Origin of the sequence: Wolbachia endosymbiont (group B) of Eucosma cana, from assembly GCF_947250645.1 — a bacterium.
Lineage (GTDB): Bacteria > Pseudomonadota > Alphaproteobacteria > Rickettsiales > Anaplasmataceae > Wolbachia.
On the sequence record NZ_OX366334.1, the window covers coordinates 674332 to 689372 of the forward strand.

Annotated in this window: 9 protein-coding genes and 4 pseudogenes; 5 read left to right on the forward strand and 8 right to left on the reverse strand. The window is 33.1% G+C overall.

Annotation, left to right across the window (positions count from 1 at the left end; translation table 11 throughout):
- Positions 1 to 404 precede the first annotated feature (404 nt).
- Positions 405 to 689 carry a DUF2339 domain-containing protein gene (locus OOK99_RS07060; RefSeq protein WP_406719356.1) on the forward strand — a complete coding sequence of 95 codons (285 nt, stop codon included), beginning with the start codon at positions 405 to 407 and terminating at the stop codon, positions 687 to 689.
- Here the strand turns inward: OOK99_RS07060 and OOK99_RS03265 are convergent.
- Both OOK99_RS03265 and OOK99_RS03270 read right to left on the reverse strand, forming a co-directional pair.
- Positions 575 to 955 (reverse strand): annotated as a pseudogene (locus OOK99_RS03265) (ankyrin repeat domain-containing protein); the annotation flags it as partial. The gene OOK99_RS07060 and the pseudogene OOK99_RS03265 sit on opposite strands and share 115 nt — an antisense overlap.
- Before the next feature lie 159 nt (positions 956 to 1114).
- Positions 1115 to 1471, reverse strand: a pseudogene (locus tag OOK99_RS03270) (phage tail protein); the annotation flags it as partial.
- 233 nt (positions 1472 to 1704) lie between these two features.
- On the opposite strand from OOK99_RS03270, the pseudogene OOK99_RS03275 reads away from it, so the two are divergent.
- Positions 1705 to 1845 (forward strand): annotated as a pseudogene (locus tag OOK99_RS03275) (IS110 family transposase); the annotation flags it as partial.
- Between the two features lie 314 nt (positions 1846 to 2159).
- Here OOK99_RS03275 and OOK99_RS03280 read toward each other — a convergent pair.
- Positions 2160 to 2552: pseudogene (locus tag OOK99_RS03280) on the reverse strand (WPE palindromic element domain-containing protein); the annotation flags it as partial.
- Between the two features lie 155 nt (positions 2553 to 2707).
- Between OOK99_RS03280 and OOK99_RS03285 the strand changes: the two are divergent.
- Positions 2708 to 3949, forward strand: a complete 1242-nt coding sequence (locus tag OOK99_RS03285; RefSeq protein WP_319803438.1) for a hypothetical protein — start codon at positions 2708 to 2710, stop codon at positions 3947 to 3949.
- A 214-nt stretch (positions 3950 to 4163) separates the two neighbouring features.
- Here OOK99_RS03285 and radC read toward each other — a convergent pair whose 3' ends face one another.
- A complete protein-coding gene (radC, locus tag OOK99_RS03290) occupies positions 4164 to 4844 on the reverse strand; it encodes a RadC family protein (RefSeq protein WP_264720183.1) in 681 nt (226 codons plus the stop codon).
- Positions 4845 to 5506: 662 nt separating this feature from the next.
- Between radC and OOK99_RS03295 the strand changes: the two genes are divergently transcribed.
- Positions 5507 to 6613: a D-alanyl-D-alanine carboxypeptidase family protein gene (locus tag OOK99_RS03295; protein ID WP_264330504.1), complete on the forward strand. Its 1107-nt coding sequence runs from the start codon at positions 5507 to 5509 to the stop codon at positions 6611 to 6613.
- Positions 6614 to 6645: 32 nt separating this feature from the next.
- On the opposite strand, the gene OOK99_RS03300 is transcribed toward OOK99_RS03295, so the two are convergent.
- The 3 genes from OOK99_RS03300 to OOK99_RS03310 all read right to left on the reverse strand — a co-directional run bounded on the left by OOK99_RS03300 (position 6646) and on the right by OOK99_RS03310 (position 10493).
- Positions 6646 to 7986: a DNA recombination protein RmuC gene (locus tag OOK99_RS03300; protein WP_264330505.1), complete on the reverse strand. Its 1341-nt coding sequence runs from the start codon at positions 7984 to 7986 to the stop codon at positions 6646 to 6648.
- Positions 7987 to 8242: 256 nt separating this feature from the next.
- Positions 8243 to 9403 carry a porin gene (locus tag OOK99_RS03305; protein ID WP_264720186.1) on the reverse strand — a complete coding sequence of 387 codons (1161 nt, stop codon included), beginning with the start codon at positions 9401 to 9403 and terminating at the stop codon, positions 8243 to 8245.
- Between the two features lie 78 nt (positions 9404 to 9481).
- Positions 9482 to 10493, reverse strand: a protein-coding gene (locus OOK99_RS03310; protein ID WP_264719402.1) for an IS630 family transposase whose coding sequence is annotated in 2 segments (ribosomal slippage) — positions 9482 to 10030 and positions 10032 to 10493 — 1011 coding nt in all. Because the reading frame shifts where the segments join, the coding sequence is not laid out codon by codon here.
- Between the two features lie 519 nt (positions 10494 to 11012).
- On the opposite strand from OOK99_RS03310, the gene secA reads away from it, so the two are divergent.
- Positions 11013 to 13673 (forward strand): preprotein translocase subunit SecA, encoded by a 2661-nt coding sequence (gene secA / locus OOK99_RS03315; protein ID WP_264720187.1) that lies wholly within the window; start codon positions 11013 to 11015, stop codon positions 13671 to 13673.
- Between the two features lie 387 nt (positions 13674 to 14060).
- Here the strand turns inward: secA and OOK99_RS03320 are convergent, their stop codons facing one another.
- Positions 14061 to 15002, reverse strand: a complete 942-nt coding sequence (locus tag OOK99_RS03320; protein WP_264720189.1) for a P44/Msp2 family outer membrane protein — start codon at positions 15000 to 15002, stop codon at positions 14061 to 14063.
- Positions 15003 to 15041 lie beyond the last annotated feature (39 nt).

Genomic DNA, 15041 nt, shown 5'->3' on the forward strand with positions numbered 1-15041 from the left:
TGCGCACCTTAGATGTCCTTTTGTAGATCTTTTTATTAATTCTTCTATAAGGTACACTAAAAGACCAACAAATGGATTCATGATTTAGTCAGCCTCCAAAGATACCTATTTAAAGTGTGAACTTCTTAGCTTGTCATAGCATAGGCATTTAATATACTAGTTCTCAACAAAGGTAACATATGCTAGCAAAATTTCTATCTAAAACTTTTAAAATGGCAGGTTATGAAAAAGAATGACCGTTAGCTATACTAATTCTTTAGATCACGAAGTGAGAAAGAAGGCAAGAAGTTTTAGGTTATCAAAGGGATATACTCAAAAAGATTTAGCGAAGAAAATCAGTGTAACGTATCAGGTAATACTACAAGTGGATAGGTGCTATCGCTTTAGCGCTTGCTGGCTTTTTTATGGTTAAGTATTCTATTGAAATAGGGCTACTTGGGCCAAATGTACGTATTATTCTAGGTCTGATATTTGGCATTAGTTTACTTTATGCTGCAAATTGGGTGCATACTAGGCCTAAGTTTGCTAACGGTATGCGAATTGTGCAGGCACTATCTGGTGCAGGTATTGCTGATTTATACATTTGCATCTTTGCAGCTCCTGCCTTTACTAGATCTTTTATTATTTCAACTCCTGCTCCTCCTATCTTGCATGCAGATTGCAGTGGCGTACATCCAGTAACATATTGAGTGGCATTTACTTCTGCTCCTTCCCTTAGTAGCACTTTTACATTTTCTAAACTTTTTGCGAATACTGCACAGTGTAGTGGTGTATAACCATTTTTATCTCTTGCATTAACCTCTGCCCCTTTTTTTATTAATAACCTCACTGTTTTGTAATCAGAGATTTCTACTGCTTGATGTAATATCGTCTCTCCTTCTTCATTTTTTTTGTTAATATTTTTAAATCCGTTACTTGATACTTCTTTAAAAAACTTACTCTTGCTAAAACTCATTTCATACCTCACAAACCTAGCGCCAGACAAATTTCTTATATTTACCTGCTGCTATTCAAGTCATGTCTTTTTTAGCATGAGAAAGCAAGTCCTTTTCTTTTTATTTCATACATTTTAACCTATTATCAATATAATACATGATGATCTAAATATAAGTACTTAACTTATTAGAGATATTATTTGACTATCTTTCCAACTTCTGTGCAAATGTCGATGTTCGTGCCATTTCAGTACTCCTGGATAAAACACTAAAATGTGATTTTCTAATTCGTGTATTGAGTCTTTCTGCTCTAAATCATTTTTATAGTAAATGTTGTGTTCTGCTAAAACATATTTTGTGATCTTTTGATCAGTATAATTTTCTACTTTGTAATCATGGGTAACGCTAAACCTTTCTAAAATTGGTTTGTGTTTTAAATTCCAACGTTGCCCTGAAAGCTTATCGTTTTCCAATAGAAATTTATTTCCTCTTTCCTCTATACTACTAACTGAAAAGCACGAATTTATTTCTCCTAATCTTCAACTATTGTAAGTTAAAAATATGATATAAAGAAGATAAGAGGGAAGATAGTCCTATCTTTATAAGAAAATAGGGCTATCACGGGCGTGTGCGACTGACCAACTATTGGTATTATAACCGTTCGGATCAAGGTACACTAGCCCATCTCTCGATATGTTTGAATAGTTGTGTGGGACATAAATATGCACCCGTTTACAATCTTAAATCAATTAAAACTATCGAAGTTATTATGATTACGTCTTATCAAAATTTTATTGGCATTGACATCGGAAAATTTAAAAATGTTGTTGCAGTTCACAAACAGAAAAGCGCTGTCGAATTTGACAATGATACTTCTGATTGGCAACAAATGTTTCAAAAATTTTCAGATACAAATGCAATTGCCTACTTGATGCCTTGCCATCGTGTAATCTGCCGTTGGGGAGTAGAACGCAAAAATTGCTTATGAAGCGCTACCTTATAAGGCATAATATCGATTAATCTTTTCTTTAATTTATTTTTCCAACCTTTCAATCATTATCTTTAATCAATTATATTTTTCCATTTTATAGATTAAAAAATTTAGCTTATCCTTTTCAAATAACATTAACATGACTTACCTTTTTTTGGGTCTAGGAACTTTCTGGAAATTGTCTTCTTGAATTCTATAGTACTTTGTTTAACATTGGCGCATGATTCTGGAATCCAGTTTTTATTACACTGCCATTTGATGTACTCATTTGCAATTAAATTGTCTGGATCCAAGTAGTCAAGCACTGGGATGACAGAAGGTATATAAATATCCATTAGTAATAAATACATGACAAGCACTAAGGTCCAAAGCAACATAGACCCTTCTTTATTTCCCCAAACTCCACAAATCTTATAGATCAAAGGTTTTGTTGTGTGTGAGTGGTAATATACGTTTTCGAGTGAGAAATCATTTGTAATGTGGCAGTAGATCAAAATAGCCATCGATGTTGATACACAAAAAAATATGACAGAGGAGACGAATCGGTAAAAACTAAGCGGTAGAAACAAATACGTTAAAGATAACAAACAGGCTATGAGTAGCGATATATTCCCAAATTCAGGCATAAGATTCATATAATGATATTACTAATAATAAATTGGGAGTTAAAGTTTTAATATAGGAACAAAGCTAATCTTCAATTATATTAATAGTAAGTAAAAATTAAGTATTAAGCTTTTATACTTTATATTATATAACATTAATATTGTGAGGTAATATTATGGGCACAACTAAGATTAGTGAATTTCTATTCAATATAAAAGGTAAAGTGGCAAAACAACATGCTGAACCAATAATTGAAAAAAATCTCTATACTATTTTAGGATTCAAAGATGTAGAAGATTTCGAACATAAGACAAGTAAGTCCGTTAACAAAAAAATTTGGCAGCTATTTATTGATTGCTTTACAAAGGAAATAGATTATGTAGCAACTAAGCAAGTTGTAAAAAACGTTGTTTGTAATATTGCCAAAAGTGCCCAAGGGAATGCTTTTACTGAAGCTGAAAGCTTAATCTTAAACGAAAAACAAGATAATAAAAAGAGAGAAAGAGCGATTAAAAAAGCTACTAGTATTTTAAAAAAAATCAATCCAGAAAAAGCCTTCAATGAACTTTCAGTAATAAAAAAACAAGCCGAAGATTTTTTACAAACCGATTTTTATAAGGCGCAGAGCAAACCACTGCCAGGATTTGCTACATCTGGTGCGCAGCTTTTTGCGGAAACTTTGAAATATATAGAAACACTAGAAAAATTATCAGAAGTTAAAAAGGAAGATTTAACTAAGAGTTTCCTATTAAATTATATTAGTTCACTGAACAAAAAGTATCCTAAATCACAAGGTAAAAGGGAAGATGCTATACGAATACTATCAAGCGATGAGTTGAAGAATTTTTATGATAAAGGTGTAAAAGAAGGAATATTACAACCGCTGGCATCCTATAAAGAATGCAGAAATCTGTATGATAAAATGAGCCAAACAAAGAATGAATGTATAATCAAAAAAGAAGAGCAGGAGAAAGCAAGTAAGTCAATAACCAGTATAATTAGTGACATAAAAAAATGTAGAGAAGCAGTCCTTAGTTGCAAAAATTTTCAGAGCTCCTACATAAAGGAAAAAGCAGAACACCCATTTAGAGGCACCTCATGTCAAAAAATGATTGATATATATCAAGAGAGAATTGTTGGATATCAGGAAAAAATTTGTCAAAACCTAAACCAAATAAGCGCAATATTAAAAGATACGCCGCAAGATGTGGAAGAATTCGAAGAAATAATCAATTGCGCACATGAAGCAGAGCAGTATGATAAAATTTTTGATTCGGCTTTAATTTGTTTACCGAACATACAGAATAAGCTAGATATTCAACCAGAAAATCCCCTAACAGAACTCAGAGCTTCACAAATTAACTTTGAAATTGAGCTAACTAGGCTCTGTGAACAAAATATTAGAGTAAGCATGTGAGTGCTTCAACAAAATTCAAAAAACCAACAAAGACCTCATAAGTCTTATCAAAACAGGAGATTTCTAATAGTGGCAAATACCATGTATTTCTTTCAATTTGCCACTACCTAAATCACACATTGTCTTCCAGAAGGAAAATTTTTGTTCCACTGGCAACCACCTCATGTATAGCTTTACTTCCATAATAAGAAAAATGGCAAAAGTAATTTTAGATCTACTCTAATAAAAGCCTATTTTCCTTGAAACTAAAATAGCTACTAAACGTGATAATAATATGATCTATTAATTCTATTCCTATGCTTTTGCAAGCTTCTGCAAGCTGTCTGGTGAGAAACATATCGCTACTTGAAGGTTGTATATCTCCACTTGGGTGATTGTGGGATATTACAATCGATGTTGAGCCAATCAAAAGAGCGCGTCTTATGATCTCTCTAACGTAAATAGGAGTTTGATCTACTGTACCAAAGTTCTGCAGATCTTCCGCTATTAGACGATATCTTTTATTCATATAGATAACGCGAAAATTTTCTTTATTAAGGCTTCCTATACTTGCTTTTAAATAATCAAGCAATTTTTTCCAATTATTGATTATAGGTAAGTCCTTTATTTCTTCTCGTGCAGAACGAACAAAAGCCTGTTTCACACAAAAGATAGCAGATATGGCTGCATTATTAACTCCTTCAATATTTTGCAGTGCTTCTAAATCGGCATTAAAAACTTTATTTAAACTGCCCAAATTTTCTATCAAACTCTTTGCTACTGGCTTTACATCGATTCTACTATATGCTGAATATAAAATGTGTTCTAAAATCTCATAATCAAGCAATGATTGTCCGTTATCTAAAATAATTCTCTCTCTTAGGCGCTTTCTATGACCTTTTTTGTAATCTTTCATTATTCATGAATTGCTTATCTCTTATAATAAGAAATTGAATTTTTAAGTAAAATATTTAATAAAACACATGAAGCATAATTGTAAATTTTTGAAGACAGCAAATGGTGTCATGAAAGTAGCTGACACTGTCCTCCATCCAAGAGGGTGTCATTCCAGTGCTTGACACTGGAATCTAGCCTTTCTGAAATCTCACCGAAAATGTTGCAACCACTTTCTATGCTAGTTTGCTTGCTCATAAGCTAAACTTTCCTGGATTCCAGTGTCAAGCACTGGAATGACACCTCAAATATTAATAAATTTACCAAGCGAAAAAAAAGGCAAAAAAATCCCCGTGTAACGAGTTTTGACCCTATAATAATGTAAATTGGCGCTGTAATAATGTGCTAACGCTTAAAATAAGCGCGTTTTGGCTGAATGTAGAAAAAATAAAAAAGACATGCAGCCGCTATAATTTTTATGTAATTTGCCAATAAATATCTGAGTTTTTTACTGAATTTTTGTTGTTGAACCCGCGCGGATCGAAAACAAGGATAAATACTCTTATTGTCATAATAAGGGGGCTGGCGCAGTTTGTCAAGGAAGTTTTATGCAAGAGATCTATTGAAATGCTCGTGCAAAATCATACTATTAATTTAGCACATTATAAATTTAAAATTATAAATATGTTAAGCAAATTAGTAACTTTGCTATTAATTTTTATACTCCCTTTTAATTCGTACTCATATCAGTTTAGAACTAAAGCAAAGCAAGCAGTTGTTTTAGATTTAGCTTCAGACTCTTTCATTTTTGACCATAATTCCAGTGAAAAAATGGCCCCATCTTCAATGAGCAAGTTAATGACTTTATATGTGGCCTTCGATTATCTAAAAGCTGGAATAATAAAAATGGAAGATAAATTTCGAGTAAGTAGAAAAGCATGGGAAAGGAAAGGCTCTTCTATGTTTTTGAAAGAAGGTCAATTTGTTACTGTAAAAGAACTGCTTGAAGGAATTACAATTGCCTCAGGTAATGATGCATGCATAGTGCTAGCCGAGGGTATCGCAGGATCAGAAGAGAATTTTGTTGCTGAAATGAATGAAGTTGCACAAGATTTGAATCTTAATGATAGTCATTTTGTTAACTCAAGTGGATGGCCAGATGAAAACCATTTTATGAGCGCAAAAGACTTGGTAACACTGGCAAAAAGAATTTTCACCGATTTTCCTGAATACTATGATCTATTCTCTGAACAATATTTGACATATAACGATATTGTACAAAAAAATAAAAATCTTTTACTTTTCCATGATATTGGAGTTGATGGTCTAAAGACAGGTCATACGAGTGCTGGTGGTTATGGAATTATAGTATCTGCAAAACGGAACGATAGGAGAATTTTTGCTGTTGTGAATGGTTTGGACACCGAGAAAGAGCGAATAGAGGAAGCAAAAAGACTAATACAATATTCCTTAAATCATTTTAATACCAAGAAAATATTTGCTAAGGATAGCGTAGTTGAAGAAATAAATATTGTTTATGGAAAAGATAAAAAAGTGCCCGTTACAGTTGCAAACGATGTTACCATAACTTATAACCGCAGATTACATGATAAAATTAAAGTGCGTATTGAGTATAAAGATATGGTACCCGCACCAATTAAAAAAGGTCAAGAAGTGGGCAAAATTTTTGTAGAAATACCTGGTACTGAGCAAAAAACTATACCTGTTTATGCAGCAAATGATGTGCAGGAATTGAGCTATATAAAAAAAATTTTTAGAAAGTTGTTTTAATCAGCAAATGTAAGTTAAGGAGACCTGAAATACTAATCTACTTTCAACCTCTCAGCATGTAAACTGCGTGGTAAAGATTCCAACTCTTTTGCAGCAGTGAGTTCTTTATTTTTTGCATGTATACCAAGCTTATTGAATTCTCGGGCAGCAGGAAACACTCTTACCTCAAGCGAACCAGCAGTTTTATTGTAATGATCAACAGCACTTTTTAAGCTTCTGCGTAAATTATCAAAATTTTCGCCCATTGTGCAGATTCGCTCATATAAAATATGGCCTAGTTCACTTATTTTCTTTGCATTTTCAGCTATCATCTCTTGCTTCCATCCATAGGCTACTGCCCTAAGTAGCGCAATTAAAGTGATTGGTGTTGCAATAATTACTTTTTTTTCTATTCCAATTTCTATCAAAGCTGGTTCACATTCTAGTGCTGCGCTGAAAACCCCTTCTCCTGTTAAAAAAAGCACCACAAACTCTGGCGTATTTTCAAATTGGTTCCAATATTCCTTTCTGCCTAGATCATTTATATGTTTTTTTATTGCCAGAGAATGATTCTTCAATTTTTCCTTTTGTATCTGTAAATCATTTTGCGACATAGCATCCATGTAAGAATCAAGTGGTACTTTAGCATCTATTATTATTTGCTTTCCTGATGGCATTTTTACTATTAAATCAGGACGCAACAAATTGTCCTCGTTTTTATCAATCACTGAGGCTTGAGTAAAAAAATCGCAATATTCAATCATTCCCGCCATCTCTATCACTCTTTTGAGCTGCATTTCACCCCACTTACCTCTAATGTGAGGTTTCCTCAAGGCGTTAGCAAGGCTAGAAGTTTGGTTCATTAATGCTCCAATTTGCTCCCTTAAACCTTCGTAGGCCCCTACCCTCTCTTTCTCTAGCTCACGTATTTCACTGTCGAATTTTTCTAATTTTTCTTTTATTGGAGTGATAACTTCGTTGATCGTTGCTTGCCTTTTTTTGAAGTCACTTTCTGTTTCTTTTAGCTTATTATCGATCACTTCTTTTGCTAAGTTCAGAAAATTATTATTGTTTACCTGAAGAGCATCAAGAGAAAGTGCTTTAAAAGTGTTCGTAAGCCTCTCCTCTGCTTTTGTTAGTAATTCTATTTCCTTTTTCTTTTCTTCACGCTCTTTCTGAAGAATTACTTGAAGTTCTGCGTTCCTCACTTTCAAATCAACTATTTCCTTATTTTTATCTACTAAAGCCTGTTTTGCCTCTTGAAGTTCATGTTCTACTTTAAGTAAATTCTTCTCAAGATTCTCACTAAATTTTCTGTTCTTTCTTACAACAATATAGAGAAATAGTAGTAAAAAAAGGAAATTCAATACAAAAGCTATAGAATTGAAAAGCATCAGAACACAGAAAAAACCGCACTCACAATACTATCTAATTTTTTTATATATAAAAAAGAAAAAAAGAGCACCTGAAGAGATGCGCTTACTGAAGAGCTTGGTTTGCTAATTAATAACCGTTTTCTCCTACACTTGGATTAGTAACAGAATGTCTTTTTATTGAAAATCTTATGTAATAGTTATTTTTATAATATCAAATATATTAACAACTCAATTTTACTCTCATTACTACAATACTTACATACCAGTTACTTCACTAAAAACTTAGCTTCAATCCGGCCAAAAGCACATACCCGTAGTTGTTATCTTTTACTACAGGTTCCTGAGTACTAAATTTTACAATATCGAAGTAGTATGAAGTGCCAAGAGCTAATGGATATTCAAGACTGAAAGCCTGTGATGTGAATTCGTTTGTACCTTTACCTGCAATATACCTAACACTATTAAAATATGTTAAGCTCACTTTACGAGAATCAGAATGATAAGCAACACCTGCATTTACATAATGCATATTATTTGTTTCAGGACTACGCTTCTCACCAGATTTACCGCCATTACCGTACGAAAAAATGCAATCAAGTTCAAAAAGTTTTAGCTTCAATCCAAAATTCCAGTGTAGTAATTGATTACGGCATTCATAATTTTGAGAAGTACCATCCGAGCAGTCAGTTAAATTTTCCCTTGCAAACTCACCAGCCAAGGCAGTAGTAAAACTTATATCATCTGATAGGCCATTTTCATACGAAAGACCAGCGGCTATTAGATTGTTATATTGTAAATTATTTTTACCTGGAACATAACTAAATCCAAGTTGAAAGTTATAGATTTTAGGAGAGATATAGTTTAACGTTGGTTGTTTTAACTTTAGTTCTAGTCTATTATAGTCGCTATAAATATTAGGCTTGACCCAAAATACCTTACCCTTATCATACCCAGAACCATCATCTTTTTTTTTATTACCGCGCAAATTTGCATAATCTGTCCAATGACCATTTATTCCTCCAGCAGCTGTGTAAATTTTTGAAGTGTTAATTAACATACTCTGACTAACTAAACTTCCTTTACCATATTCAACTGATCCAAACTCCTGGTTCTTTATGATAAAATAGCACTTCTCCATTTCTAATTTTTCTATGTCTAATGCTTTTAGGTTTGCAATAGCAGAAACTCCTGCCTTAACATTAAACCCCATTTGCGTATTGGGATAAACTTGCTGCAAATAAAGAAAGCGCAGGTCTGAATAACTTGAGGTCTTGTCTTTTGTAGAGCTAAAAGAATCTCTGTTGAAAGCGTAGCCAAATCTTAAATCTATTTTTCCATCTAGTTCTGCATAAAACATCTCCTTATCCAGAATTACCCTAGCATTGACACTCCCTACCACGAATAATAATGAAAATAGTTTGATCAGTAACCTCATAGTTAAGCTTAAATTTTTAATATAAGCTTAATAGAAATAAAAAACAATTCTTATATTGTGTAGAACTTATACCAATTCTCATTGTTGTGGAGTCAAATAGGAAACAGAGCAGAGTTGTTTAATTGTAGAAGTAGCAAGAGAGGTAAGAAATTTGCATAAAGTGCTCTCAAGCAAAGCAATAGTACTGTATATTTTATTGCGCAAAATGTTCTGTTTTATATATAACCAAAGCCTCTCAACAGGATTAAGTTCAGGTGAATATGGAGGTAGGTATATAATCTCAATGTTTTTAGGTACCTTTAAATTTTTTGACTTATGCCAACTAGCACAGTCCATAACAAGAACAGCTTCTCTTGTCCCTAGATATTGCAACATTTGCTCAAGAAATATATTCATGCAATCAGTGTTAACATTTGGTGCAAATAAGCTAAAACTCTCTCCATTTTTAGGATTAACTGCACTGTAGAGATAAAAATTATGCCTACCTAACTTTATTTTAACCCGAGTTCTAGTACCTTTTTTAAACCATCCATGCCCAACTTTCGAATGTGTGCCAAACCTTGATTCATCAAAGAAAAATAGCTCTTTTTCAGGATACTTTCCAATAACTTCATTGAGATTTTTTTTTGAATTCCTCTTGTTTACTTTTATCTTGTACGTTGTGTACTGGTCTTGGTGTAATATATGAAAATTTCATCTTTTGCATATGGCGGTGTACTGTAGATTTGCTAATATTTAAGTCGAACTTTTCCTGTATTCTTATTCTCATTTCTTTAATGGTAATATTAGGGTTTTCTTCTATCCATGCTTCAATTTGCTGTAGTTGAGCCTGATTTAATTTAGTTTTTCTTCGGCGTGATCGAGAAGCAAACAGTTTTTCTTCTCTGCCAAATTTCAAGAGTTTTATCCACGAAGTTAGTGCCTTTCTTGAAATGCAATATATTTTTGCTACAGACGTTATACTGTACTTTTTTGCTGCAATTACAGCGTTTAGTTTTTTTGAAACATATGCATTATTCCTTACTTTCTTCAGCATCTCTTTTGCTGATTTTACTACTTCTTCATCCAATAATTTTGATCTGAGTGCCATTTATACCTAAACTATTTCACTTATTTCATTATGGCTTTTCTTCCATTATTGTCTATCTGTTTCCCGTGTAACGGGAATTGGTATTAGCAAAGATAAAAGCTTCAAAGCGAAAGAATTAGGTACTGCCTCTCTTGGTAGAATTAAGGTGAAATCTTCCAATACTTGGCAAACTAATTTTATTTAAGAATCTTTAAACCCTTTTGTACCAAATTTTAATGAAGCAAAAAATTCTTCTAATTCTTCAAAAGGACAACTATTTTTCTCTAATTTTACTTTTATAATATTGCTTAACATTGTAACTCCACTAACCGTTTTATACATGTAGCTTAACACTATTTTAATAATTTATTAAGAAAGTTTAATTATTAATTATAATATTTAATAAAATAAATAGACTCTTTTACATTTCATCTGCAAGAATCTTTTCCTTAGTTTGTAAATAAAGATTTTCTGAATCTAATTGCCGCAGGTTACGTTTAGTAATATAATCTCATATTAAATAAAACTTTACCTAAGTTTATGCCAGACTCTACGTTAGTTTTAACAACTATTCTTATATTCTTCATCTTTACGTTGTCACTTTTTTTTATAAAAAGGATATTTGGATCAACGAACAAGAAGATAATAAAATCCTTCAGAAAAATTGCTCAGCAGATTAATGCGCTAGAGCAAGAAATGCAGAGCTTATCTGATGAGGATCTTGCTAGTAAAACTGCGGAATTAAAACAAGAACTGAAAAATGGAAAAACACTAAATGACCTTCTCGTACCTGCATTTGCGGTTGTACGAGAAGCATCACGGAGATTCCTTAACATGAGGCATTTCGACGTTCAGCTAATTGGTGGCATGGTTCTCCATAATGGCATGATATCAGAAATGAAAACAGGAGAAGGAAAGACACTCGTCGCAACTTTAGCTGCGTATCTAAATTCTTTAGAAGGAAAAGGTGTGCACGTCGTAACTGTTAACGACTATCTTGCAAAACGAGATACAGAGTGGATGAGTAAATTATATAATTCTCTTGGAGTTTCTGTTGCATTTATTACAAATAATTTGACAGACGACGAGAGAAAAAAGGCTTATAGCGCAGATATCGTATACTCAACAAATAATGAACTTGCCTTTGATTATCTACGAGATAATATGAAATTTTCTCAAGAAGATATGGTTCAGAGAGGCTTCAATTACGCGATAGTAGACGAAGTAGACTCTATACTGATTGATGAAGCGCGTACTCCGCTCATTATTTCTGGCCCACTTGAGGAAAATAATCAGATATATAAGCATATCAATAAAATAGTAATCAAATTAGTTGATTCTGACTATGAAGTCGATGAAAAGAGTAGAGCAGTGTTCCTCACTGAAAATGGCATTTCACGAGTGGAGGAATTACTAAAATCGTATAACCTCATTCCTGGAAATTCCTCGCTCTATGATACTAGCAATATTATACTGACTCATTATATAGATCAAGCACTTCGTGCACATAAGCTGTTTACTGCTGATAAAGATTATATAGTGAAAAACGGTAAGGTGGTAATTATTGATGAGTTTACTGGGCGCATGATGGAAGGTAGGAGATATTCTGATGGTCTTCACCAGGCACTGGAGGCAAAGGAGAATCTTGAAATTCAGTATGAAAGTCAAACTTTAGCATCAGTCACATTTCAGAACTACTTTCGTATGTACAACAAACTTTCTGGTATGACAGGAACAGCAGCAACAGAGGCAGAAGAATTTCGTGATATATATAGATTAAATGTAGTAAAAATTCCAACTAATGTGCCTGTTAAAAGAATAGATGTTGATGATGAAATTTATGGCACAGAAAAAGAAAAATTTAGTGCTGTATTGAAGTTTATAGAGGAATGCCACAAACGCCTACAACCAGTCCTTGTTGGTACGGTAAGTATTGAAAACTCTGAAAAACTTTCTGCGCTTTTGCAAAGCTATTCTCTTAAGCATTCAGTATTGAATGCTCGCTATCATGAACAAGAGGCATACATAATAGCTCAAGCTGGGGTGCCAGGAAGCATTACTATAGCAACAAACATGGCAGGACGTGGAACTGATATTCAGCTTGGTGGAAATGTTGAAATGATTGCAAAAATAGAGCTCAAGAAAATAAAAAATGCTGATGAAAGAGAAAAAAAATATCAAGAAATAGTCGAAAGAGTAAAAAAAGATAAGGAAATTGCTATAAAAGCTGGTGGCTTATGTGTTATCGGAACCGAAAGGCATGAAAGCAGGAGAATAGATGATCAACTACGTGGCCGTTCTGGTCGTCAGGGTGACCCTGGGCTTTCTAAGTTCTTTTTATCACTTGAGGATGATTTAATGAGGATATTTGGCTCTGATAGAATGAGGAATTTTTTACAAAGAGTGGGACTAAAGAACAATGAGGCTATTCATCATCCATGGATTAATAAAGCACTTGAGAAAGCACAGAAAAAAGTTGAAGCTAGAAATTATGATGTGCGGAAGTCTTTGCTGAAGTTTGATGATGTAATCAACAATCAACGTAAGGTTATTTTTAAGCAGAGAAATCATATTTTAAACAATGAAGTCAATGATTTAGTTGAAGTATATAGCGAAGTAAATGAGAGTGTAATAGAAGGTATAGTACGAAGTGATTACTACGAAGATTACGTTGAAGATATTGCAAAAGAATTCTACACAAGGTACGGGGTAACGCTTAATAAGGAAGCCCTAGCAGAGTTTTTGAATAAACAAGAAGCCTTGAATTATGTAAATGGTAAGATACAAGAATTTTTTACTGAAAAAGAAAAATATTTCAATAGTCAACAAACTACAGATTTGTGGAATACGATAGTGAAACAAGTTATGATCATGACACTTGATCATTTATGGAGGGAACACCTCTCGGTTTTGGAAAGCCTAAGACAAAGCATAAATTTGCGTGCCATGGGGCAAAAAGACCCATTAAATGAATTTAAACGCGAAGCTTTCTTAATGTTTGAGTCGATGCTTGAAAAATGGAAAGAGCTAACCATTTATCGCCTAGCGCACTTTAAGTTGGTAAATAACCAAGAGATAAGCAACAGATTATACCCTACTAAAAAAGATAATTTTACCAAAGTTTCAAGAAATGACAAGTGCCCTTGTCATTCCGGGCATAAATACAAACACTGCCATGGTGCTCCTAATGTACAGAATTAGTTGTTACAAGCATGCTATAGCTGCTAATATCAATATCATCTAACTCATTACTTAATGAGTACTTTGATACTCTATATGCAGCCTCATAGTAAATTCCACAGAGCCTAGTGCTATTAACAAACATGCATTGTTTATTTGGTTTTCCTCCTCTTACCTTTTTCTTGGCCTCTTCCTCTATTAAAATTTCTATTATTTTTCCAATGTTTTTCTTTTTACTCCTCTTAGTCTTCGAAGCTTCTCTTCATCAAGTTTACTTACCTGCTCAAAATTTATACCTTCCCTAATATTGCTTCTACTACTTGTTTCTTAAGTTATCCAAGAAGTCTAATGGCAAGAAAAGAAGCACTGACCACTTTTGCTTAAGATGCCCTTGAACAGATATTATTACTAAAAATTAAACATCAAACCAACTTCAATATTATGAGTGGATATATCATCTGCAATAGGTATTGGGATACTAAAGTAACGATAGCCGAAAAAGGTTTTAACTTCTGGAATTATTAAATAATTAACACCAAGCTTTATTTGATAAGCAAACCAAGGAACATTCAGTGGCATTGAATTTTCTGGTGATCCATTAATCTTTTTTAATCTAAAAACTGTTGGCCCTATACCAAGACCAATATAAGGAGCAAATTGTGTATCTCGAATACTGGAGTTATAATAGAAGTTTAATAAAAATGCAAACACGCTTGCTGATTTATCAAATAACGGAGGAGAGTTACTATCTTCAATATTGGCTGTAGAATACATAGCTTCAAAATCAACTCGGCCATTTTCCCCAGCATAGTAACCTAAAGATACGCTCCTAAGCCACTGGAAATCAATTTTGCCGTTAAATTTCTCTATACTCTTAATTTCATTTACTAATCCAGTTTTGACAAGCCTTAACATCTGAATTTCTAGCCAAGAAAGATCAGAATCATCTGTATTGATTAAACGAATAAACCTTTCTCCTATTGCCTTTATACCCTTTACAAATGTGTCTGAGTTATCATGGTATATCTTACCACCGTTAGCACTAACATAAAAATCAAGTTTTTTTGATTTTTCCTTTGTAGGTTCAGTTTGATCTGCAATACTTGGCCACATATTTTTCTGATCAGCTGCTTGGAAAATAGAAGGTGAATTACTTTCAAGTTCTTGATATTTTATTGGTATTTCTTTTTCAGCAACCTCTTCAGAACGTATTACACTTTCATTATTGTCTGTTTCTAATTTTAAGGATTGTACTTGCTCAATGTGTGTATTGTTACTGATATAAGTAATAAAAAAATAGATACACGGAATGAAGATGAAAAATAAAGCAATAGATATTCTAATTATCATAAATGAATTATCACTTATAGTATAACTACTATATCATAT

Excerpts from the sequence above, each read along its gene's own strand:
- OOK99_RS03300 (WP_264330505.1), bottom strand. The coding sequence starts at position 7,986 with ATGCTTTTCAATTCTATAGCTTTTGTATTGAATTTCCTTTTTTTACTA.
- OOK99_RS03305 (WP_264720186.1), bottom strand. The coding sequence starts at position 9,403 with ATGAGGTTACTGATCAAACTATTTTCATTATTATTCGTGGTAGGGAGT.
- radC (WP_264720183.1), bottom strand. The coding sequence starts at position 4,844 with ATGAAAGATTACAAAAAAGGTCATAGAAAGCGCCTAAGAGAGAGAATT.
- secA (WP_264720187.1), top strand. The coding sequence starts at position 11,013 with ATGCCAGACTCTACGTTAGTTTTAACAACTATTCTTATATTCTTCATC.
- OOK99_RS07060 (WP_406719356.1), top strand. The coding sequence starts at position 405 with ATGGTTAAGTATTCTATTGAAATAGGGCTACTTGGGCCAAATGTACGT.
- OOK99_RS03295 (WP_264330504.1), top strand. The coding sequence starts at position 5,507 with ATGTTAAGCAAATTAGTAACTTTGCTATTAATTTTTATACTCCCTTTT.
- OOK99_RS03285 (WP_319803438.1), top strand. The coding sequence starts at position 2,708 with ATGGGCACAACTAAGATTAGTGAATTTCTATTCAATATAAAAGGTAAA.
- OOK99_RS03320 (WP_264720189.1), bottom strand. The coding sequence starts at position 15,002 with ATGATAATTAGAATATCTATTGCTTTATTTTTCATCTTCATTCCGTGT.